Raw genomic sequence first — 19,745 nt, 5'->3', positions numbered from 1 at the left:
CATCGTTCGACTTGCATGTGTTAAGCACGCCGCCAGCGTTCATCCTGAGCCAGGATCAAACTCTCCGTTGAAAACAAACAGACACAACCAGGCACAGTGGAAATAACACCACACCCGGCTGCACAAAATTTGAAACCAGCTGTAAAAACCAGACCACCCACGGAGGTGGACAGCCCGGCCAATCCAACCAATTCATAAAAAATCGGTATCAATAAACTTGGCACACTATTGAGTTCTCAAACAACAGACACGTTCGAATACTCGTCGAAACAATTCCCAGTTTCTATAACGGGAATTTGTGTTTCGCATTTCTTCGCTGCGATGTTTCTAGCTTATTTCATTCATTTTCACTTTGCAAATCCGGGTTATTCACCCGGTATTCACTTCAATGAATGAATCCGCCCAGCACTATGGGAAGCTTTTCTTCATTCATGCTTGAAGTTGAAGAATTGCTTCTCAGTGAAGGGGGTTTGTCACCACTCAGCGGCGGCGACTCAGAAGACATTACACGCTCCCCCGCGGCCGTGCAAATCGGCTGCGGAGGAGCGTGCATTTTGTCTGCTGCAGTGCTAGGCGCCGGACACCTGAACGGTGGCCAGGTTCTTCTTGCCACGGCGGAGCAGCAGGTACTTGCCGTGCAACAGCTGGGACGGCGAGATGACCGCGTCCGGATCCGTGACTTTGGCGTTGTTGACATAGGCGCCGCCCTCGCCGACCACGCGGCGCGCAGCGGACTTGCTGTCCGACAGACCCGAGGCAACCAGCAGCTCGATGATGCCGAGACCCGTTCCGTCCACGGAAGCGGACGGAAGTTCTGCGGTCGCCGCGGCAAGCGTCTGCTCGTCAAGCACGGACAGATCCCCGCTGCCGAAAACAGCCGCGGAAGCGGCAATGACCTTGTCGGTGGCTTCGGCTCCGTGGACCAGAGCCGTCACTTCGTAGGCGAGCTTCCGCTGTCCTTCGCGGGCGAAGGGGCGCTCTGCCACAGACACGGCTATTTCCTCGATCTCGGCACGGGTCAGGAAGGTAAACACCTTCAGCCGGTCCACAACGTCCGCGTCGGCGGTGTTCAGCCAGAACTGGTAGAAGGTGTACGGGCTGACCATGGCCGAATCCAGCCAGATAGCGTTGCCCTCGCTCTTGCCGAACTTGGTGCCGTCGGCGTTGGTGATGAGCGGGGTGCCCAGTGCATGGACCGTCTTACCCTCCACCTTGCGGATGAGTTCGGTGCCGCTGGTGAGGTTGCCCCACTGGTCGGATCCGCCGGTCTGCAGCATGCAGCCGTAGTCGCGGTGCAGCTGGAGGTAATCCATGCCCTGCAGGATCTGGTAGCTGAACTCCGTGTAGCTGATGCCCTCCTCGGAGCTGAGGCGTGAAGCCACGGCGTCCTTGCGCAGCATCGTACCCACACGGAAGTGCTTGCCGACCTCGCGGAGGAAGTCGATTGCGCTCAGCGGCGCCGTCCAGTCCAGGTTGTTGACCATCCGGGCGGCGCTGGCGCCGTCAAAGCTGAGGAACCGGCGGACCTGGGCCTGCAGGTAACCGACCCACTCCGAAACGGTGTCCTTGGTGTTCAGGGTGCGTTCCGCCGTCGGACGCGGGTCGCCGATCAGCCCGGTGGAGCCGCCCACGAGACCCAAGGGCTTGTGGCCGGCCAACTGGAGCCGCCGCATGAGGAGGAGCTGGACCAGGTTTCCCAGGTGGAGGCTCGGCGCCGTGGGGTCGAATCCGCAGTAATACGTGACCGGTTCCCCGGCGAGGAGCTTTTCCAGTTCCACCTCATCGGTGGATACGTGGACAAGGCCGCGCCATTTGAGCTCCTGCCAGATGTTGGCGAAGCTGGGGTCGTTCTGCTGGGATTCGAGGTCGTTTAGTTGTGACACGCCTTCTAAGTTAGCAGGATCAGCGCCGCCCCGGCCCTCGTGAAGGGCAAGAGGCGGGCCTGGCCGGGAACGGCCGGGCCTGCCGGAAAGCCTAACGCTCGATGCCCGCCGGAACGTCCGCGGCCGCGATCAGCCGAAGCCGCTGGGTGGGGCGGGTCATGGCGACGTAGAGATCGCCCACCCTGCCATGCTCGTGGTTCAGCATGGCGCTCGGTTCAAGGACCACGACGCCGTCGAACTCAAGTCCCTTGGCCTCCCGCGGGCTGATGACCACCAGGTCCTGTTCATAGCTGCCGGCACCAGTGCCCAGCCGCGAACCGTACTCGGCACGCAGCGCCGCCGTGGCTTCCCGCAGCAGGTCGCCGTCGGCAATCACGGCGAGCAGGCCGCCGTCGAGCGCCTGGAGCTCCTCGGGGAGGACCTCCACGAGCCGGCCGACCAGGCCGCCATGCTCCACACGGTCGATGATGGGTGACCAGCGGCCTTCCCGCACGGCCTTTGGTGCGGAGACCACCAGGCCGGCAGCATTGGCCATGCGCGCGGCCGCCTCGGCGATTTGCGACGGCGTCCGGTAGTTCACCGTGAGCTCCTCCAGCTGCCAGCGGTCGCCGAACATCGGGGCGAGGGCTCCCTGCCAGGACTTCGCGCCGGCCACGGAACTGGTCTGGGCGATGTCCCCCACGATCGTGAAGGACTTGAGCGGGCAGCGCCGGACCAGGAGGCGCCACTGCATCGGCGACAGTTCCTGCGCCTCATCGACGACGATGTGGCCGAAGGCCCAGGTGCGGTCACTGGTGGCGCGCTCGGCGGCCGTCAGCCGGGCCTCGCGTTCCTCGTTCTGTTCAACGAGTTCCTCCGCGGACATCAGCACGTCAACGCCGGCCGACTCCATATTGACGAGGGTCTGCCGGGCGTTGGCCAGGGCACGGGCCCGGTCCTGCTCCTGCTGGGCGAGCCCGCGGCCGGCGGCGGGATCCAGTTCGCCGAGGAGTTCGGCAGCCTCGTCGAGCAGGGGGACGTCAGCCTCGGTCCAGGGCGCATCGGGAGCCCGCAGCAGGAGCTCGCGTTCCCTGGCGGTCAGCCCGGGGGTGCAGGCTTCGAGGAGGGCGGGCTTGCTGAGGAGCTCACTCACGAGCTTCTCGGGCGTCATCGGCATCCAGCACAGGTTCAGCGCGACGCGCACGTCGCGGGCCGTCCGCACGTCCTCGGCGAGGTACGAGCGGTCGGCGTTGTTGCCGATGTTGCCGGCCTCGACGAGTTCGGTCAGCTGCTCGGTCAGCTCGCGGAGCAGGATCTTGACGAAAGTGACGCGGGCCTCGTTGTGCGGCTTGCCCGTGGATCGTGCGCGTTCGCGGGCCCGCCGGACCTGCCGGGGCGTGAGGGTCAGCTTGCGGCCATCGACTTCCAGGATCCGGTTTTCAGCCGGAATGCGCTGCCGGTTGGCCACGGCGTTGGCGATCACCTCAGCCATCCCCAGCCTGCCCTTGATGGCGGCGACGTCCGCTTCCTGCTCCGGCACCGCGTTGATGCCAGGCATGAGCCTGCCGAGGCTGGCCATGACCACGCCGGTTTCACCCAGCGACGGCAGGACGCGTTCGATGTATTTCATGAACGACGACGACGGCCCCACCAGCAGCACGCCGGCGGACTTCAGCCTGTCGCGGTGGGTGTACAGCAGGTAGGCGGCGCGGTGCAGGGCCACGGCGGTTTTGCCCGTGCCCGGCCCGCCCTGGACCACGAGGGCGCCGGAGATGGAGGACCGGATGATGCGGTCCTGCTCTGACTGGATGGTGCCCACGATGTCCGACATCCGGCCCGTGCGCTTGGAGTTCAGGGCGGCCAGCAGCGCGCCTTCGCCCTGCAGCGAGTCGGTATCCGAAAGCATGTCGGCGTCCAGGACATCGTCCTCGATGGCCTTGACCTCGCGGCCCTGGAGGATCAGGTGCCGGCGCCGGCGCACGCCCTGCCGGTCAAATGCAGTGGCCTGGTAGAAGTGGCCGGCCTCCGGCGCGCGCCAGTCGACCATGAGCCGGACGAGGTCCTCGGTGGTGAGCCCGATGCGGCCGATGTACTGGGCTTCGCCGGAGTCCAGGTCCAGCCGGCCGAACACCAACCGGTCGTCGACGGCGTCGAGCTGGGCGAGGCGGTCCTCGTAGAGGGCCGCGAAGGCGTCACGTTCGGAGACGTTCTGCATGGTGCCGACTGCTCCCGCGCGGCGCACCTGTGCCAGCTGGGCGCGCTTTTCCTCGCGCAGTTCATCAAGCCGGGTGTACAGACCGGCTACATAGTCCCGTTCGTGGGCCAAATCGGCGTCGAGCATCGTTCCCCTATCGCAAAAGACAGACCGTCCATTCTATAACCTTTTCGGCAAACGTGGCGGCTGTTGAGCTGCTTATGGCAGGTTATCTGACCGCGCGGCCCCGCCGCTCATCGACAAGTCCGCTGGTCAGAGGCGCAGCAGCGACCGCACGCGGTGCCCGGCGAGAGCGGAGCGGCCGCGCAGCTCGCCGAGTTCCATCACCACGCCCACGCCCGAGACGTGGACACCGCAGCGTTCAAAGAGGCGGGCGGCTGCCCCGAGCGTGCCGCCTGTTGCGAGGACGTCGTCGAGGATCAGGACCCGGCTGCCGCGGGCCAGGTCGGTGGTGTGAAGTTCCAGGGTGGCATTGCCGTATTCCAGGGCGTAGTCCTCGGAGTACACCTCGCGCGGCAGCTTCCCGGCCTTCCGCACTGTCACCACGCCGGTGCCGGTGGCGTAGGCCGCGGCGGCGGCAAGCAGGAAGCCCCGTGCCTCAACGCCGGCCACGGCGTCGAACTGCCCCTTGAACGGTTCCACGAGCGCTTCGACAACTGCCCGGAACGCGGGGCCGTCGGCGAAAACGGGGGTCAGGTCCTTGAAGGTGATTCCGGGCTTGGGGTAGTCCGGAACGGTCGCGCAGAGGCTGGTAATGAGTTCGTCCACGGGGACGGGCCTGGGGGCGGGGGCTGCTTGGCTGTGGTTCACCCGTCCAGCCTACGCCCGCGGTGGACGCGCCTTCGCTGCCTTGTAGCGGGACACGGTGGGGTCGCCCGTGAGCCAGAATCGCCATGGATAGTCGTGCGTGCCGCCGTGCCCGGCGACGCCGACCCGCGGTCCGGTGCTGACGTGCGCGGCGGGTGCCGGCGGCAAAACCAGGCCAAACGGAGGGGCCAGGGCGTCCCGGCCGCTCTCCTCGGTGGTCAGTCCGAGCGCCGTGGCCAGCCGGGCGGGACCGCTGGCAAGATCCTTGGCGGCTTTCGACGTCGGCCGGCGGGCGAGGGCCAGTTCCCGGCCCTCGACGATTTCCCCCGCGCGCAGCAGGACGGCGGAGGCGTGGCCGGCCGGGCCGCAGACGATGTTGGCGCAGTAGTGCATGCCATACGTGAAATAGACGTAGAGGTGGCCGGCCGGGCCGAACATGGGGGCGTTCCTGCGGGTTGGGCCGCGGTAGGTGTGGGACCCGGGGTCAGGGTGCAGCGAATCGACGGGGCCCATGTAGGCCTCGAGTTCTGTGATCCGGACGGCGACGGGACCTTCCTGGCTGTCGTGGGTCAGGACAGCGCCAAGGAGCAGCGGGGCTACTTCTCGGGCATCGCCCGACAGGAATTGCCGCACAGGGCCGCTGGTGGTCATGCCCCGACTTTACCGAAGCGCCTGTTGTCAGGGCCCGGCGCAGCGGAAGCCCCTCCACGGCCATGTCCGATTTCCGCTAGCCCTGCCCGCTGGCGGCTGGCAGGATGGAGTCATGGACTTCTGGCAGCGCTACCGCGCCATCGACGCGCGGGACACCCGCTTCGACGGGCAGTTTTTTACGGCGGTGCGGACCACGGGCATCTACTGCCGGCCGTCGTGCCCGGCGAGGACGCCCAAGGCGGAAAACGTCACGTTCTACGAGACCTCCGCTGCCGCCCATGAAGCCGGGTACCGTGCGTGCAAGCGCTGCCTGCCCGAGGCCGTCCCGGGCACACCGGCCTGGAACCTCCGCTCGGACATTGCCGGCCGGGCCATGCGCCTGATCAACGACGGCGTGATCAACCGCGACGGCGTCGAGGGGCTCGCCGCGCGGCTGGGCTATTCGTCCCGCCAATTGAACCGGATCCTCAGCCATGAGCTCGGCGCGGGTCCCCTGTCCCTGGCCCGGGCCAGCAGGGCACAGACCGCCCGCACGCTGCTGGTGTCCACGACGATGAAGCTTGCGGACGTCGCCTTCGCCGCGGGTTTCAGCAGCGTCCGCCAGTTCAACGAGACCGTTGCCGAAGTGTTCGACATGACGCCGACAGCCCTCCGCGGCACCGCCCGGCACCATCCATCCGCCCCTGCGAGCACCTCACTCACACTGGCCCTCCCCTACCGCGAGCCGTTCGACCCCGGCGTGTTCAGCTTCCTCGCCGTCCGCGCCATTCCGGGGATCGAGGCCGGAACCGCAACGTCCTACGCCCGGACCCTGAGGCTCCCGCACGGGGACGCTCGGTTCAGTGTGGAATACACCGGCGCCGGCAGGGACACCGGAGAGGCCGGCACGGCGTTGGGTGGCAAGGCGGAGTACGACGGCGGGACGCACCGGCGGCCGCTGGTGCTCACCATCGGCGCGGTGGACCTCCGGGACCTGCCGGCCCTGCTGAGCAGGGTCCGCCGGCTTTTTGACCTCGACGCCGATCCCGTCGCCATCGACGGCGCGCTCGGCGCCGATCCCCGGCTTTCGGCGTCCGTGGCGGCAGCGCCGGGGATCCGCCTGCCGGGGGCCCTGGATCCGCAGGAACTGCTCATCCGGGCCATGGTCGGACAGCAGATCACGGTGGCCGCCGCGCGCACGGCGCTCACGCAGCTTGCCGCAGCCGGAAGTCCCAGCGCGGCCGCAGGCGAGGGGCTTTCGCGGTTGTTCCCGTCGCCGGCGCAGATCGCCGGAGCCGGCGCGGAACTCCTGCGCGGCCCGCAGCGCAGGGTCGAGTCGCTGCTGGCGGTGGCCACGGCACTGGCCGACAGCAGTCTGGATCTTGGCTACGGTGACGATCTGCCCGGCCTTTCGGCCAAGTTGCTGCCGCAGGCGGGGATCGGGCCGTGGACCGTAGGATATGTGGCCATGCGGGTCATCGGCGCGCCGGATATCTTCCTCGCCAATGACGCCGCGGTTCGCAACGGAATCCGCGCGCTGCCCGGCGGCAGCAGCGGAAGTGGCGCCGCCCCGTCGTCGGACTTCCGGGAAGTCAGCCCGTGGCGTTCCTACGCCACCATGCACCTCTGGCGGGCCGGCGCGTCCATGCCAGGAAACCCCACCGCCCGCAGGGCGCAGACATCGAAAGTGACAATGCAATGAATGTGACAGTGCAATGAAAGCCCAGCTTCTGACCATGGCCACGCCGGACGGGCCGTTCACGATCATCGCCCGCGACGGCGTAGTGCTCGCCTCGGGCTGGACGGCCGACCCGCAGGATCTCACGGGCCAGATCCATGCCGAGTTGTTGCCGGACGCCTACGAACCGGTGGAGCACCTCGGCCCGATTTCCGCGGCCGTGGAGGCGTTCTACGCGGGTGATCCGGTTCCAGCCATGAGCGTGCCCGTCCTGCAGAAATCAGGCCCGTTCCGCGCCCATGCCTGGGACGTGCTCCGCACCGTCAGCCCGGGGGCGCCGGTCACCTACACCGAATATGCGGAGCTGTCCGGCAACGCCAAGGCAGTCCGGGCAGCAGCCAGCGCCTGTGCTTTCAACGCCGCAGCGCTGTTCGTTCCGTGCCACCGGGTGGTCCGCACGGACGGCACGATGGGTGGCTTCCGCTGGGGGTTGCGGATTAAGGAAAGCCTGCTGGCCCGCGAAAAGCAGGGGCTCGCCGCCGGCTGAACCAGTCGGCCGGGAGGGCTGCTTAGGCACTATTTCGCCGGGACCCCGGAAGGCCACGGCAGCAGTTCCGGCAGGTCGACGCCGTCCGCGGCGGCCGAGGCACGAAGGCTCCCGAGCGACGGTTCCCGGCCCGCGAGCCAGGCGGCGATGTCGGTGACCATTCCGTTGATGACCGTGGAGCGGCCGCCGGTCCCAATCGTCACGCGAGGCAAGCCAAGCGGCTGCAGCACCAGCTTCTGGTCCTCGGGCACGCGCGCAGACAGGAACGCGAACAGGTGCTCGCAGAACTGCCTGCTCCACGTTTCGGGGCCGCGGCCGGTTTTGAGGTCGGACGCGTGGATCACGAGCTCACGCCACAGCGCGAAGCCGCCGTCCAGCACCACTCCCCCGCGGTAGGAAATGGGAGTGCGCCAGCCGGCGGCACCAACGCCGCCGGCATGATCCGCACCCCCGCCAGCCGCATCCAGCGCGTCGAAGGCGCGCACTGCCCGCTCCAGCGCCGACTCCAGGTCCGCCCGGTGCTGCTCCAGCGCATGTCCGGCGCTCATTTCGATGGCCTTCGTGCGGCCGTCGTAGCCCCCGTCGTACAGTTCCACTGTTTCCCCGCGCGCTGCATATTCGAGTTGCCGCGCCATAGCGTTGGAGATGCCGGCGATGTGCGCGAGGACGTGCCCGCGGGTCCAGCCCGGGAGCGCCGAGGGAGCCGGGACGTCAGCTTCGGTGAGTTTGGCCGCCAAGGAGGAAACGGCGTCGGCCGCCTTGTGGAGCTCGGCGAGCAAAGCGTCAGGTGTGATCGCGGTCATAACGCTCATCGTAGCCGAGGGTTAATCCTCGTTAACGAAGCGAGATGGCACTTCACGGCAATGTCTGCGAACAACACTGCCGCGAAGTGCCATCTCGGTGGCTACCGGGTTCTACCCCGCGTACTCGCGCACGCCGGCGAGCTCGCCCTCGAGGGCGACCAGCTGGCGTTCGACGGCGGCCGGTGCCGTACCGCCCTGGGAGTTGCGGCTGTTGAGCGAACCTTCCGTGCTGAGGACGCTGCGGACCTCCGGGGTGAGGCGCTCCGAAATGGCGGCATATTCCTCATCCGTCAGGTCCCAGAGTTCCACGTCGCGGCTTTCAGCCTGCTTAACCGCGGCACCGGAGAGCTCGTGCGCCTCGCGGAACGGAACGCCCTGTCGGACCAGCCATTCGGCAATGTCCGTTGCCAGCGCGAAGCCCTCCGGTGCAAGCGATTCCATCCGCGCGGTGTTGAACTTCAGGGTCGCGATCATGCCCGAGACGGCCGGGAGCAGCAGCTCAAGCGTGTCGGCGGCATCGAACACCGGTTCCTTGTCCTCCTGCAGGTCGCGGTTGTACGCGAGCGGCAGGCCCTTCAGCGTGGCCAGCAGGCCGGTGAGGTTGCCGATCAGCCGGCCGGCCTTGCCGCGGGCCAGCTCCGCCACATCGGGGTTCTTCTTCTGCGGCATGATGGACGATCCTGTGGAATAGGAATCGTGCAGGGTGACAAAGGAGAACTCCTTGGTGGCCCACAGGATGACTTCCTCCGACACGCGGGACAGGTCCACGCCGATCATCGAACACACCCAGGCGAACTCGGCGAAGACGTCGCGGGACGCGGTGCCGTCGATCGAGTTGTGCGTGGCCGAGAAGAAGCCCAGGTCCGCCGCGACGGCCTCCGGGTCCAGTCCCAGCGAGGAGCCCGCCAGGGCACCCGAACCGTAAGGCGAAACGCCTGCGCGCTTGTCCCAGTCCTGGAGCCGCTGCACATCGCGCAGCAGCGCCCAGGCATGGGCCAGCAAGTGGTGGCTGAGCAGGACGGGCTGCGCGTGCTGCAGGTGGGTGCGGCCCGGCATGGCGACGCCCTGGTGGGCCTTGGCCTGGTCCACCAGCGCCTCGATCGTTGCCAGCACGCCGCGGGCTATGATCCGGGCGTGGTCGCGCAGGAACATGCGCCCCAGCGTGGCCACCTGGTCGTTGCGTGACCGCCCGGCGCGGAGCTTGCCGCCCAGCTGGGTGCCGGCACGCTCGATCAGACCGCGTTCCAGCGAGCCGTGGACGTCCTCATCGGACTCCGCCGGCAGGTAGGCGCCGGAGGCGACGTCGTCGTCCAGTTGGCTCAACGCAGCGAGCATGCCTTCGAGCTCGGCGTCGTCCAGCAGCCCGGCCTTGTGCAGCACGCGGGCGTGTGCCTTGGAGCCGGCGATGTCGTAGCGGGCCAGCCGCCAGTCAAAGTGCGTGGACTTGCTCAGCGCCGCCAGGGCATCCGCGGGGCCGCCGGCGAACCGGCCGCCCCACAGCGCGCCTGTGTTCGTGGCTTCGGACTTTTGGGTTTCGACAGGCTCAACCACCGATTTTTACTTTCCTGCGACGCGGATGTCGCGGCCGGAGGCAACCTTCGCGGACATGCCCCACAGCTCGATGAAGCCGCGTGCCATGGACTGGTCGAAGGTGTCGCCGGTGTCGTAGGTGGCGAGGTCGAAGTCGTACAGCGAGGTCTCGGAGCGGCGTCCGTTGACGATCGCCTGGCCGCCGTGCAGCACCATGCGGATATCGCCGGAGACATACTTCTGCGTGTCCTCGATGAAGGCGTCCAGGGAGCGCTTGAGCGGGGAGAACCACTGGCCGTCGTACACGAGTTCTGCCCAGCGCTGGCCGACAGTGGCCTTGAAGCGGGCCTGCTCGCGCTCGATGGTGATGTCCTCGAGGTGCTTGTGCGCGGTGATGAGTGCCATGGCACCCGGTGCTTCGTAGATTTCGCGGGACTTGATGCCGACCAGGCGGTCCTCGACGACGTCGATCCGGCCCACACCCTGGGCTCCGGCGCGGCGGTTGAGTTCCTTGATCGCCTGCAGCGGGGTGACCTTCACGCCGTCGATCGCCACCGGCACGCCGGCCTCGAAGGAGATGGTGACCTCATCCGGTGCCGGCGGGAATTCCGGCGTGGCGGTGTAGTCGTAGATGTCCTTCGTGGGGGCGTTCCAGATGTCCTCGAGGTAGCCGGTTTCGACGGCGCGGCCCCAGACGTTCTGGTCGATCGAGTACGGGTTCTTCTTGGTGGTCTCGATCGGCAGGCCCTTTTCCTCGGCGAAGGCGATGGCCTTGTCGCGGGTGAGGGCGAGGTCGCGGACCGGCGCGATGCACTTCAGGTCCGGGCCGAGGGTCTGGATGCCGACTTCGAAGCGGACCTGGTCATTGCCCTTGCCGGTGCAGCCGTGGGCCACGGTGGTGGCGCCGAATTCGCGGGCAGCCTTGACCAGGTGCTTGACGATCACCGGGCGGGAGATCGCGGAAACCAGCGGGTAGTGGCCCTGGTAGAGGGCGTTGGCCTTCAGCGTGGGCACGCAGTATTCGTTGGCGAACTCGTCGCTCGCGTCCGCCACATAGGCCTCGACGGCGCCGCAGCCGAGGGCGCGCTGGCGGATGGTCTCCAGGGATTCGCCACCCTGTCCGACGTCGACCGCCACGGCGATGACCTCGGCGCCGGTGGCTTCACCGATCCAGCCGATGGCTACGGAAGTATCCAGGCCACCTGAGTAGGCCAGAACAATACGCTCAGTCACGGAACATGCTCCTTAGTTGTTTGTTTTTGTTTTGTTGTCTTGGATGAAAGCGGCCGGCTTACTGGCCGGCTTCCTCTGCGAGCTGCAGGAACCGCGCAGCCAGTTCCGGCCCGCCCAGCGGGTCCCGGGCCACGAGCAGCACGGTGTCGTCCCCGGCGATGGTGCCCAGGATCGAGGGCATCACGGAATGGTCGATGGCGAGGGCGAGGAAGTTTGCCGCCCCCGGGGGTGTCCGCAGCACCGCAATGTTCGCTGATGCCTCGGCGGTGACCAGGAGCTCCCCGCAGAGCCGCGCCAGCCGGGCATCGAGGATTTCCTGGCTGACCCCGCTCTTGGCCGCCCGCTCCCCGCCTTCACCGGGGACGGCGTATACCAGCACACCCTCCTTGCCCCGCACGCGGACGGCGCCGAGCTCCACGAGGTCACGCGACAGCGTGGCCTGGGTGACCTGCACGCCGTCGTCCGCCAGCAGCGCCGCGAGCTCGGCCTGGGACCGCACCGATTCGCCGGTCAGGATCGCGATGATCCGCGCCTGGCGGGCCGTCTTGGTGGCCGGGCTCGCGCCCGGGGCCGCCGGGTTGGTGGACACTAGAACGTGCTCTCCCCGGTGCCCTCAACGGGAGAAAGACCGTCGACGAACGCCAGCCCGGACCGGTGCATGAGCCAGGCCATGAGCCCCTTCTGCGCGTGCAGGCGGTTCTCGGCCTCGTCCCACACGATCGACTGCGGGCCGTCAATCACGCCGGCAGAGATTTCGTAGCCGCGGTAGGCGGGAAGGCAGTGCAGCACGACGGCATCGGCGGCGGCCCGGGCCAGCGCGGCCTCGTCCACGGAGTATTCACGGAACAGCTTCATCCGTGCTTCCTTTTCGGCTTCCTGGCCCATGGAGACCCAGGTGTCGGTGGCGACGACGTCGGCTCCCTTGAGTGCCTCCGCCGCGTCCGTGGTGATGAGGACGGAGCCGCCGGTCTCGGCGGCACGTTCCTGGGCGGCAGCCACGATGCCGGCCGCGGGCAGGTAGCCCTCCGGACCGGCGATGCGCACGTGCATGCCGGCAGTGACGCCTGCCAGCAGGTAGGAGTTGGCCATGTTGTTGGCGGCGTCGCCGAGGTAGGCCATGGTGAGGCCCTTCAGTTCGCCCTTGTGCTCCTTGACGGTCAGGAGGTCGGCCAGCAGCTGGCAGGGGTGGTAGTCGTCGCACAGGGCGTTGATGACCGGAACCCTGGAGTTTTCGGCCATGGCGACGAGGCCGGAGTGCGCGCCGGTCCGCCACACGATGGTGGAAACCATGCGCTCGAGGACCTTGGCCGTGTCCTCGACGGATTCCTTGTGGCCGATCTGCGCCTCGCCCGGATTGATGATCAGGGCGTTGCCACCCATGTCGGCCACGCCGGTGGCAAAGGAGACCCGGGTCCGGGTGGAGGTCTTGTCGAAGATCACCGCGACGGTCTTGCGGCCGCTGCCTTCGGCGGCGAACGGCTGGACACTGTACGGTGCAGCCTTCATGCGGCCCGCGAGTTCCAGGACTTCCGCCTGTTCGGCAGGGCTGAGGTCGGTGTCCTTGAGGAAGTGGCGGATGGTGCCGGTGGAGGTCACTGTGCGTCCTTTGCGGTTTGCAGGATGGCCGGAAGGGCGGCCAGGAAACGGTCCGCCTGCTCCGTGGTCAGGATGAGCGGCGGGGCCAGGCGGATGGTGCGGGGGCCGGGGCTGTTGATGATGAAGCCGGCGTCCAGGGCTGCGGTCACGGCGGCAGGGGCGACGTCGGCATCCAGGTCGAAGCCGATCAGCAGTCCCTCGCCGCGCACCTCGGTGACACCGCCGACGGCGGCCAGGGCCTCCCGCACATGCTCACCTACGGTGCGGACATTGTCCAGCACGTGCTGGCTTTCGATGGCGTGCAGCGTGGCCAGCGCCGCGGCGGTGGCCACCGGGTTGCCGCCGAAGGTGGTCCCGTGCTGCCCTGCGGACAGCAGCGACGACGTCTGCTCGCCGAACGTGACGAGCGCGCCGATCGGGAAACCGCCGCCAAGGCCCTTGGCCAGCGTGATGGCATCGGGCACGATCCCGGCGTCCTCGCTGGCCAGCCACTTGCCCGTGCGCGCGATGCCGGTCTGCACCTCATCGAGGATGAGCAGGGCACCGGCCTCGGCGGTGAACTCGCGGGCCGCCTTCAGGTAGCCGGCCGGAAGGGGCCGGACGCCCGCCTCGCCCTGGATCGGCTCCAGGAAGACGGCAGCCACGGTGTCGTCCACCGCGTTGCGCAGGGCCTCGATGTCCCCGAACGGAATGTGCTCAACGCCGCCGGGCACGGGCTCGAAGGGGGTGCGGTAGGCCTCCTTCGCCGTGAGCGCGAGTGCGCCCATGGTCCGGCCGTGGAATGCGCCCTCGAGCGCGATGATCCGGGTGCGGCGCTTGCCGCCTGTCTCCCCGGCGGCAGAACCGGAGTTCCGGCGGGCCAGCTTGAAGGCGGCCTCGTTGGCCTCGGTGCCGGAGTTGGTGAAGAACACCTTGGAGCCGGCCGGCGCTGCGCTGAGTTCCAGCAGCTTTTCGGCCAGGGCGATCTGGGTGGGGCTGGTGAAGAAGTTGGAGACGTGCCCCAGGGTGGCCAGCTGGCTGGAAATTACCGAAGTCACGAACGGGTGGGCGTGGCCCAGCGCATTGACGGCGATGCCGCCGAGAAGGTCCAGGTATTCCTTGCCGTCGGCGTCCCAGACCAGGCAGCCCGCACCGCGGACCAGCACCCGCTGGGGCGTGCCGAAGACACCCATCAGCGACGACGAGTAGCGAGCCAGCCAGTCGGCGCCGCTGCTGTGGCCCTTGGTTTCGACCAGCTCAACCACCGGGGACTGCTCAACGACTGCGGATTGTTCAAAGTTGCTCATGCGTTCGTCTCCTCATCGGGTACGACCTGGGTGCCGATTCCGGCAGTGGTAAAGGTTTCCAGCAGCATCGAGTGCGGCAGCCGGCCGTCCACGATGTGCGCCCGCTCGACGCCGTCGTCTATGGCCTTCAGACAGGCGGCCATCTTGGGAATCATGCCGGATTCGAGCCTGGGCAGCATGTCCCGCAGCTCGGAGGCCGTCAGGGACGAGATCAGCGAGGACTTGTCCGGCCAGTTGGCGTAGAGGCCTTCGACGTCGGTCAGGATAACCAGTTTCGAGGCGCCCAGCGCGGACGCCACAGCAGCAGCTGCCGTGTCAGCGTTGACGTTCAGGACCTGGCCGGTGGGCTGGAAGCGCGCGGTGCCCGCCACGCCCTCGCCGGCGTCGGTGATCTCAGGGGCGACGGTGGAAATCACGGGGATCCGGCCGGCGTCGAGAATGTCCACGATGCCGGCTGGGTCCACTCCGACCACCTCGCCCACGAGCCCGAGGTCCACCTCCTCGCCATCAACCACGGTGCCGGTGCGCACGGCGCGCAGCAGGCCGCCGTCTTCACCGGACATGCCGACGGCGTAGGGCCCGTGCGAGTTGATCAGGCCCACCAGTTCGCGGCCCACCTGGCCGGTGAGGACCATGCGCACCACGTCCATCGCCTCGGGCGTGGTCACGCGCAGGCCGCCCTTGAACTCCGACTCGATGCCGAGCCTGCCCAGCATCGAGTTGATCTGCGGGCCGCCGCCATGCACCACGACGGGGTGGATGCCCACGTGGTGGAGGAATACGACGTCCTCGGCGAAGGCGCGGCGCAGCTCGTCGTTGACCATGGCGTTGCCGCCGTACTTGATCACCATGGTGGTTCCGGCGAAACGCTGGATCCACGGCAGGGCTTCGATGAGCGTGCCTGCCTTGTCCTGGGCGTCACTCATGGACGTTGACTCGCGGGTCTGGGTGTTCATGCGGCTGGTTCTCCAGGTTGCTGGCGGATCTAGCTTGAGTAGGCGCTGTTCTCGTGGACGTAGTCGTGCGTGAGGTCGTTCGTCCAGATGGTGGCTTCCGCACCGCCGGCCTGGAGGTCGATCTCCACGAGCACCTCGCGCGGTTCCAGGTCCACCAGCTTGCGGTCCTGGCCGATGCCGCCGTTCTGGCAGATCTGGATGCCGTTCATGGACACGTTGAGCTGGTCCGGTTCGAACACGGCGTCGGTGGTTCCCACGGCTGAAAGCACGCGGCCCCAGTTGGGGTCCTTGCCGAAGATGGCTGCCTTGAAGAGGTTGGAGCGGGCGACGGCGCGGCTGACGGTTTCGGCGTCGCGCTCGGTGGCGGCGTTGAACGTCCGGATCGCGATATCGTGGCTGGCGCCCTCGGCGTCGCCGATCAGCTTGCGGGCCAGCTCGGCGCAGACCTGGGTGAGGCCCTGGCCGAACGCCTCGGCCGACGGAACGGCCTTGGAAGCGCCGGAGGCCAGCAGCACCACGGTGTCATTGGTGGACATGCAGCCGTCGGAGTCTGCCCGGTCAAAGGTGACGCGCGTGGCGTCGCGGAGGACGACGTCAAGCATTTCCGGCTGCACGTCGGCGTCGGTGGTGAGCACCACCAGCATGGTGGCGAGCCCGGGCGCCAGCATGCCGGCGCCCTTGGCGATGCCGCCGATGGTGAATTCGTTTCCTTCGGCGTCGGCGCCGCTGAAGACCGCCTGCTTGGGCACCGTGTCGGTGGTCATGATGGCGGTGGCCGCTTCGGGACCGCCGTCGGCGCTCAGGGCCGCGGCCGCGGCGTCGATGCCGGGGACAATCTTGTCCATGGGCAACTGCTCGCCGATCAGGCCGGTGGAACAAACAAGGATGTCGGTGGCGGACAGGCCCAGCGCCTCGGCCGTTTTCTCCGCCGTCGTGTGCGTGTTCTGGAAGCCCTGCGGGCCGGTGCAGGCGTTGGCGCCGCCGGAGTTGAGGATCACGGCGTCGACGCGGCCGTCCGAGACCACCTGGCGTGACCAGTGGACGGGGGCCGCTGCCACCCGATTGGAGGTGAAGACAGCGGCTGCCGCCTTGGACGGTCCGTCGTTGACCACGAGGGCGAGGTCCGGGTTTCCGGAGGCCTTGAGTCCTGCGGTGACGCCGGAGGCGCGGAATCCCTTGGGGGCGGTAACGGTCACGGGGCAACTCCCTGCAGATTGAGGCCGGCGGTCTCCGGCAGGCCAAGGGCAATGTTCATGGACTGCACCGCTCCACCGGCGGTGCCTTTGGTCAAGTTGTCGATGGCGCACGTGACAATGACGCGCCCGACGTGCTGATCGAAAGCCAGCTGCATGGCGGAGTGGTTTGAACCCTGTACTGACTTGGTGGTGGGCCACTGGCCTTCGGGCAGCAGGTGGACGAACGGCTCGTCGTCGTACGCCTCCGCCCAGGCACGGCGAAGTTCCTCGGCCCCGACGCCGGGCTTGACCCGTGCGGTGGCGGTGGTGAGGATGCCCCGGCTCATGGGCGCCAGGGTGGGCGTGAAGGAAACCGTCACCGGCTCGCCGGAGGCATTGGACAGGCCCTGCTCGATTTCCGGCGTGTGCCGGTGGCCGCCGCCCACGCCATACGGGCTCATGGACCCCATGACCTCGGCGCCGATGAGGTTCACCTTCGCTGCCTTGCCGGCTCCGGAGGTGCCGGAGGCGGACACGATGACGACGTCGCTGCCCTCGAGCAGGCCGCCCGCGAAGCCGGGCGTGAGGGCGAGCAGCGCCGACGTCGGGTAGCAGCCCGGGACGGCGATCCGGTTGGCGCCTTTGAGTTTTTCGCGCTGGCCCGGCAGTTCAGGCAGCCCGTAGGGCCACGTTCCGGCGTGGTCCGAGCCGTAGAACTTTTCCCACGCGGTGGCGGACTCCAGGCGGTGGTCCGCGCCGGCGTCGATCACCACCGTGCCCTCGGGGAGCCTGGCCGCGATCTCGGCGGACGCCCCGTGCGGGAGGGCCAGGAACACGACGTCGTGCCCGGCCAGGTTCTCCACGCTGGTGTCCTCGAGAATCCTGCTCGCCAGGCCATGGAGATGCGGCTGCAGTTCGCCTAGTCTGGAACCGGCGTTGCTGTGTGCCGTGATGGCTCCGATGGTGACGTCCGGATGGCCGGCCAGGAGGCGGAGGACTTCGCCGCCGGCGTAGCCGCTGGCGCCGGAAACGGCAACAGAAATAGTCATGAAGACGACTATACAGCAAGAGTATGCATAGGTCCCGATATTTATGCATGGAGGAGCCGCGCCTGCCTGCCGCCGTATGATTGACGGAGGGTGATCCAGACCGTGCGCGCCGAATGTCGGCGGCAGCGTTGCCCGTAACAGTTACGAGGCACCCAGGCCATGGCCACCGCTATCACTTCCGAGCGCCCGCAACCCCGAATCCGCCAGGCAGGCCGCGTCCGCCAGGCCAACCCCGTCACCCAGAACTACTCCGACCTGCTCAAGTCCGTGCGCGCAGCCGGACTCCTGGAGCGGCGCCAGGGCTTCTACATCACCGTCTTCGCCACGCTGGCCGTACTCATGACAGCGGCCTGGTTCGGTTTCGCGCTGATCGGCCAGAGCTGGTTCCAGCTCCTCATCGCCGCAGCGCTCGGCATCATCTGCACCCAGCTGAGCTTCCTGGCCCACGAGGCCGGCCACCGCCAGATATTCACCTCCCGCCGTGCCAACGACTGGTCGGCGCGGCTCCTGGCCACCTCCGTTGCCGGCGTCAGCTACTCGTGGTGGGAACAGAAACACGGGGCACACCACAACCACCCGAACGTCATATCCAAGGACCCGGACATCGCGCCCGGCGCCATCGTGTTCCACACCGAAGCGGCGGCCGAGCGGCAGGGCCGGCTGGCCTTGCTCACGCGCAAGCAGGGCTGGCTTTTCATCCCCCTGCTGTTCCTCGTCGGCCTCGGCCTGCAGATAGATTCCGTGCGTTTCATCTTCCGCCGCGCCAAGGTCACCCACCGCTGGGTGGAACTGCCGATCCTGCTGACCCGCCTCAGCATCCTTCCCGTGCTGGCGTTTTCATTCCTGCCGCTGGGCATGGCTGCCGCCTTCATCGGCGTGCAGCTGGCTGTTTTCGGCTTCTATATGGGTGCTTCTTTTGCACCCAACCACAAGGGCATGCCGGTCCTTCCGGCAGACAGCCGCGTCGACTTCCTCAGCCGCCAGGTCCTTACATCACGCAACATTTCCGGCGGCCGGTTCATGGATATCCTGCTCGGCGGCCTGAACCGCCAGGTAGAGCACCATCTCTTTCCCGACATGGCCCGGCCCCAGCTTCACAAGGCAACCGCGCTTGTGCGCCAGCACTGCCACAAACACGGGATTCCCCTCACGGAGACCACGCTGGCGGCGTCGTTCGGGATCATTGTCCGTTACCTCAATGAGGTGGGGCTCGCCGCGGGACGCCGCTTCGAATGCCCCATGGCCGCGGTCTCCCGGCGCTACTAGCCGGCTGCTCCGACTTCGCGCGTCCGCGCCGACTTCACCTGCACCGCGCTGCTCCCCGGAGCATTTGTCCCTAGGATGAGGTGAGGAAGGGTGCCGGAGGTCCCGGCCCGGAAAAGGAGAAATTCCATGACGCACGCCATCGTCGCCCGGCAGCCAGGCGGACCGGAGGTTCTGGACTTCACGGAAATCGACCGCCCCGTCCCCGGTCCCGGCCAGCTGCTCGTGAAGGTAGCGGCAACGGGCGTCAACTTCATCGAGACCTACCAGCGCAGCGGCACCTACAAGGTGGCCTACCCCTTCACCCCAGGATCTGAAGCGGCCGGCGTCGTCGAGGGCATCGGCGAAGGCGTGGAGGACTTCGCGGCGGGAAGCCGGGTGGCCACCGCCGAAGGAACCGCCTGCTACGCCGGGTACATCGTGCTGGATGCCGCCAAGGCCCTGCCCGTGCCGGACGGCGTGGACGACCACACCGCCGCCGCACTCCCCCTCCAGGGCATGACGGCCCATTACCTGATCAACTCCTCGTTCCGTGTTGAGCCCGGCCACAACGTCCTGGTCCACGCCGGCGCCGGCGGGGTGGGCCTGCTGCTGATCCAGCTTCTAAAGGCCCGCGGCGCCCGTGTCATCACCACCGTTTCCACTGATGAGAAGGAATCCCTGGCCCGGGGTGCCGGCGCGGACGAGGTGCTGCGCTACGGCGGGTTCGCCGACTCCGTCCGCGACCTGACCCACGGTGCCGGTGTGAACGTGGTGTACGACGGCGTGGGAAAGGACACGTTCGACGGCTCGCTGGCCAGCCTGCGCACCCGCGGTTCGCTGGTGCTCTTCGGCGCAGCGTCCGGACCGGTTCCGCCGGTGGACCCGCAGCGGCTCAACGCCGGCGGCTCGCTGACCCTGACGCGCCCGTCGCTCGCCCACTTCCTCGGCAATCCGCAGGAACGGCTCTGGCGCTCCACGGAAATCTTCGGCGCCGCCGCCGACGGCAGCCTTAACGTCCGCATCGGCGCCACCTACCCGCTGGCCGAGGCCCGCAAGGCACACGAGGACCTCGAAGGCCGGCGCACCACCGGCAAGGTTCTGCTCGTCCCCTGACCTGGCCTGCCGTCCCGTAA

Annotated in this window: 17 protein-coding genes and 1 rRNA gene; 4 read left to right on the top strand and 14 right to left on the bottom strand. The window is 67.7% G+C overall.

What is annotated here, in order from left to right:
- The 5 genes from ACFRAU_RS23860 to ACFRAU_RS23840 all read right to left on the bottom strand — a co-directional run.
- Positions 1-71 (bottom strand): 16S ribosomal RNA (locus ACFRAU_RS23860); the annotation flags it as partial.
- Between the two features lie 498 nt (positions 72-569).
- The gene (tyrS, locus tag ACFRAU_RS23855) at positions 570-1,883 is read right to left on the bottom strand and encodes a tyrosine--tRNA ligase (RefSeq protein ID WP_378001741.1); all 1,314 of its coding nucleotides are present in this window, start codon (positions 1,881-1,883) and stop codon (positions 570-572) included.
- Positions 1,884-1,974: 91 nt separating this feature from the next.
- Positions 1,975-4,203, bottom strand: a complete 2,229-nt coding sequence (locus tag ACFRAU_RS23850) for a HelD family protein (protein ID WP_378001740.1) — start codon at positions 4,201-4,203, stop codon at positions 1,975-1,977.
- Positions 4,204-4,329: 126 nt separating this feature from the next.
- Entirely contained in the window at positions 4,330-4,887 is a 558-nt protein-coding gene (locus ACFRAU_RS23845) for an adenine phosphoribosyltransferase (protein WP_377997145.1), read from the bottom strand.
- Between the two features lie 9 nt (positions 4,888-4,896).
- Positions 4,897-5,535 (bottom strand): DNA-3-methyladenine glycosylase, encoded by a 639-nt coding sequence (locus ACFRAU_RS23840; protein ID WP_378001739.1) that lies wholly within the window; start codon positions 5,533-5,535, stop codon positions 4,897-4,899.
- Between the two features lie 112 nt (positions 5,536-5,647).
- Here ACFRAU_RS23840 and ACFRAU_RS23835 point away from each other — a divergent pair, with 112 nt between their 5' ends.
- Together ACFRAU_RS23835 and ACFRAU_RS23830 are read left to right on the top strand one after the other, a co-directional pair.
- Entirely contained in the window at positions 5,648-7,216 is a 1,569-nt protein-coding gene (locus ACFRAU_RS23835) for a DNA-3-methyladenine glycosylase 2 family protein (protein ID WP_378001738.1), read from the top strand.
- A gap of 13 nt (positions 7,217-7,229) precedes the next feature.
- Positions 7,230-7,739: a methylated-DNA--[protein]-cysteine S-methyltransferase gene (locus tag ACFRAU_RS23830; RefSeq protein WP_377997148.1), complete on the top strand. Its 510-nt coding sequence runs from the start codon at positions 7,230-7,232 to the stop codon at positions 7,737-7,739.
- A 29-nt stretch (positions 7,740-7,768) separates the two neighbouring features.
- Here the strand turns inward: ACFRAU_RS23830 and ACFRAU_RS23825 are convergent, their stop codons facing one another.
- From ACFRAU_RS23825 to argC, 9 genes are all read right to left on the bottom strand, one after another.
- Positions 7,769-8,542 (bottom strand): maleylpyruvate isomerase family mycothiol-dependent enzyme, encoded by a 774-nt coding sequence (locus ACFRAU_RS23825; RefSeq protein WP_378001737.1) that lies wholly within the window; start codon positions 8,540-8,542, stop codon positions 7,769-7,771.
- A 111-nt stretch (positions 8,543-8,653) separates the two neighbouring features.
- Positions 8,654-10,093 (bottom strand): argininosuccinate lyase, encoded by a 1,440-nt coding sequence (gene argH / locus ACFRAU_RS23820; protein ID WP_378001736.1) that lies wholly within the window; start codon positions 10,091-10,093, stop codon positions 8,654-8,656.
- Between the two features lie 6 nt (positions 10,094-10,099).
- Positions 10,100-11,305, bottom strand: a complete 1,206-nt coding sequence (locus tag ACFRAU_RS23815) for an argininosuccinate synthase (RefSeq protein WP_079551246.1) — start codon at positions 11,303-11,305, stop codon at positions 10,100-10,102.
- A 58-nt stretch (positions 11,306-11,363) separates the two neighbouring features.
- Positions 11,364-11,894 (bottom strand): arginine repressor, encoded by a 531-nt coding sequence (locus ACFRAU_RS23810; protein WP_377997150.1) that lies wholly within the window; start codon positions 11,892-11,894, stop codon positions 11,364-11,366.
- Positions 11,894-12,901 (bottom strand): ornithine carbamoyltransferase, encoded by a 1,008-nt coding sequence (gene argF / locus ACFRAU_RS23805; protein WP_377997151.1) that lies wholly within the window; start codon positions 12,899-12,901, stop codon positions 11,894-11,896. Before argF ends, ACFRAU_RS23810 begins: the two co-directional genes overlap by 1 nt.
- Positions 12,898-14,187 carry an acetylornithine transaminase gene (locus ACFRAU_RS23800; protein WP_378001735.1) on the bottom strand — a complete coding sequence of 430 codons (1,290 nt, stop codon included), beginning with the start codon at positions 14,185-14,187 and terminating at the stop codon, positions 12,898-12,900. Before ACFRAU_RS23800 ends, argF begins: the two co-directional genes overlap by 4 nt.
- Positions 14,184-15,143 carry an acetylglutamate kinase gene (gene argB, locus ACFRAU_RS23795; RefSeq protein ID WP_378001734.1) on the bottom strand — a complete coding sequence of 320 codons (960 nt, stop codon included), beginning with the start codon at positions 15,141-15,143 and terminating at the stop codon, positions 14,184-14,186. The genes ACFRAU_RS23800 and argB overlap by 4 nt, the downstream gene beginning before the upstream one ends.
- Positions 15,144-15,172: 29 nt before the next feature.
- Positions 15,173-16,339, bottom strand: coding sequence for a bifunctional glutamate N-acetyltransferase/amino-acid acetyltransferase ArgJ (argJ, locus tag ACFRAU_RS23790; RefSeq protein ID WP_377997154.1), 1,167 nt, complete (start codon positions 16,337-16,339; stop codon positions 15,173-15,175).
- The gene (gene argC, locus ACFRAU_RS23785) at positions 16,336-17,367 is read right to left on the bottom strand and encodes an N-acetyl-gamma-glutamyl-phosphate reductase (protein WP_378001733.1); all 1,032 of its coding nucleotides are present in this window, start codon (positions 17,365-17,367) and stop codon (positions 16,336-16,338) included. Before argC ends, argJ begins: the two co-directional genes overlap by 4 nt.
- Before the next feature lie 159 nt (positions 17,368-17,526).
- On the opposite strand from argC, the gene ACFRAU_RS23780 reads away from it, so the two are divergent.
- Both ACFRAU_RS23780 and ACFRAU_RS23775 read left to right on the top strand, forming a co-directional pair.
- The gene (locus ACFRAU_RS23780; RefSeq protein WP_378001732.1) at positions 17,527-18,633 is read left to right on the top strand and encodes a fatty acid desaturase family protein; all 1,107 of its coding nucleotides are present in this window, start codon (positions 17,527-17,529) and stop codon (positions 18,631-18,633) included.
- A gap of 126 nt (positions 18,634-18,759) precedes the next feature.
- Positions 18,760-19,725: a quinone oxidoreductase family protein gene (locus ACFRAU_RS23775; protein ID WP_377997157.1), complete on the top strand. Its 966-nt coding sequence runs from the start codon at positions 18,760-18,762 to the stop codon at positions 19,723-19,725.
- Positions 19,726-19,745: the final 20 nt, after the last annotated feature.

This window comes from Arthrobacter sp. NPDC056691 (genome assembly GCF_042791415.1).
Classification (GTDB): domain Bacteria; phylum Actinomycetota; class Actinomycetes; order Actinomycetales; family Micrococcaceae; genus Arthrobacter.
The sequence above is the reverse complement of the archived record's forward strand: the minus strand, read 5'-3'. Positions and strand labels throughout refer to the sequence as shown.

What these genes read in the sequence shown, in the direction of transcription:
- ACFRAU_RS23850 (WP_378001740.1), bottom strand. Translation starts at nt 4,203, where the DNA reads ATGCTCGACGCCGATTTGGCCCACGAACGGGACTATGTAGCCGGTCTG.
- ACFRAU_RS23840 (WP_378001739.1), bottom strand. Translation starts at nt 5,535, where the DNA reads ATGACCACCAGCGGCCCTGTGCGGCAATTCCTGTCGGGCGATGCCCGA.
- ACFRAU_RS23835 (WP_378001738.1), top strand. Translation starts at nt 5,648, where the DNA reads ATGGACTTCTGGCAGCGCTACCGCGCCATCGACGCGCGGGACACCCGC.
- ACFRAU_RS23830 (WP_377997148.1), top strand. Translation starts at nt 7,230, where the DNA reads ATGAAAGCCCAGCTTCTGACCATGGCCACGCCGGACGGGCCGTTCACG.
- ACFRAU_RS23825 (WP_378001737.1), bottom strand. Translation starts at nt 8,542, where the DNA reads ATGACCGCGATCACACCTGACGCTTTGCTCGCCGAGCTCCACAAGGCG.
- ACFRAU_RS23800 (WP_378001735.1), bottom strand. Translation starts at nt 14,187, where the DNA reads ATGAGCAACTTTGAACAATCCGCAGTCGTTGAGCAGTCCCCGGTGGTT.
- argB (WP_378001734.1), bottom strand. Translation starts at nt 15,143, where the DNA reads ATGAACACCCAGACCCGCGAGTCAACGTCCATGAGTGACGCCCAGGAC.
- argC (WP_378001733.1), bottom strand. Translation starts at nt 17,367, where the DNA reads ATGACTATTTCTGTTGCCGTTTCCGGCGCCAGCGGCTACGCCGGCGGC.
- ACFRAU_RS23780 (WP_378001732.1), top strand. Translation starts at nt 17,527, where the DNA reads ATGGCCACCGCTATCACTTCCGAGCGCCCGCAACCCCGAATCCGCCAG.
- ACFRAU_RS23775 (WP_377997157.1), top strand. Translation starts at nt 18,760, where the DNA reads ATGACGCACGCCATCGTCGCCCGGCAGCCAGGCGGACCGGAGGTTCTG.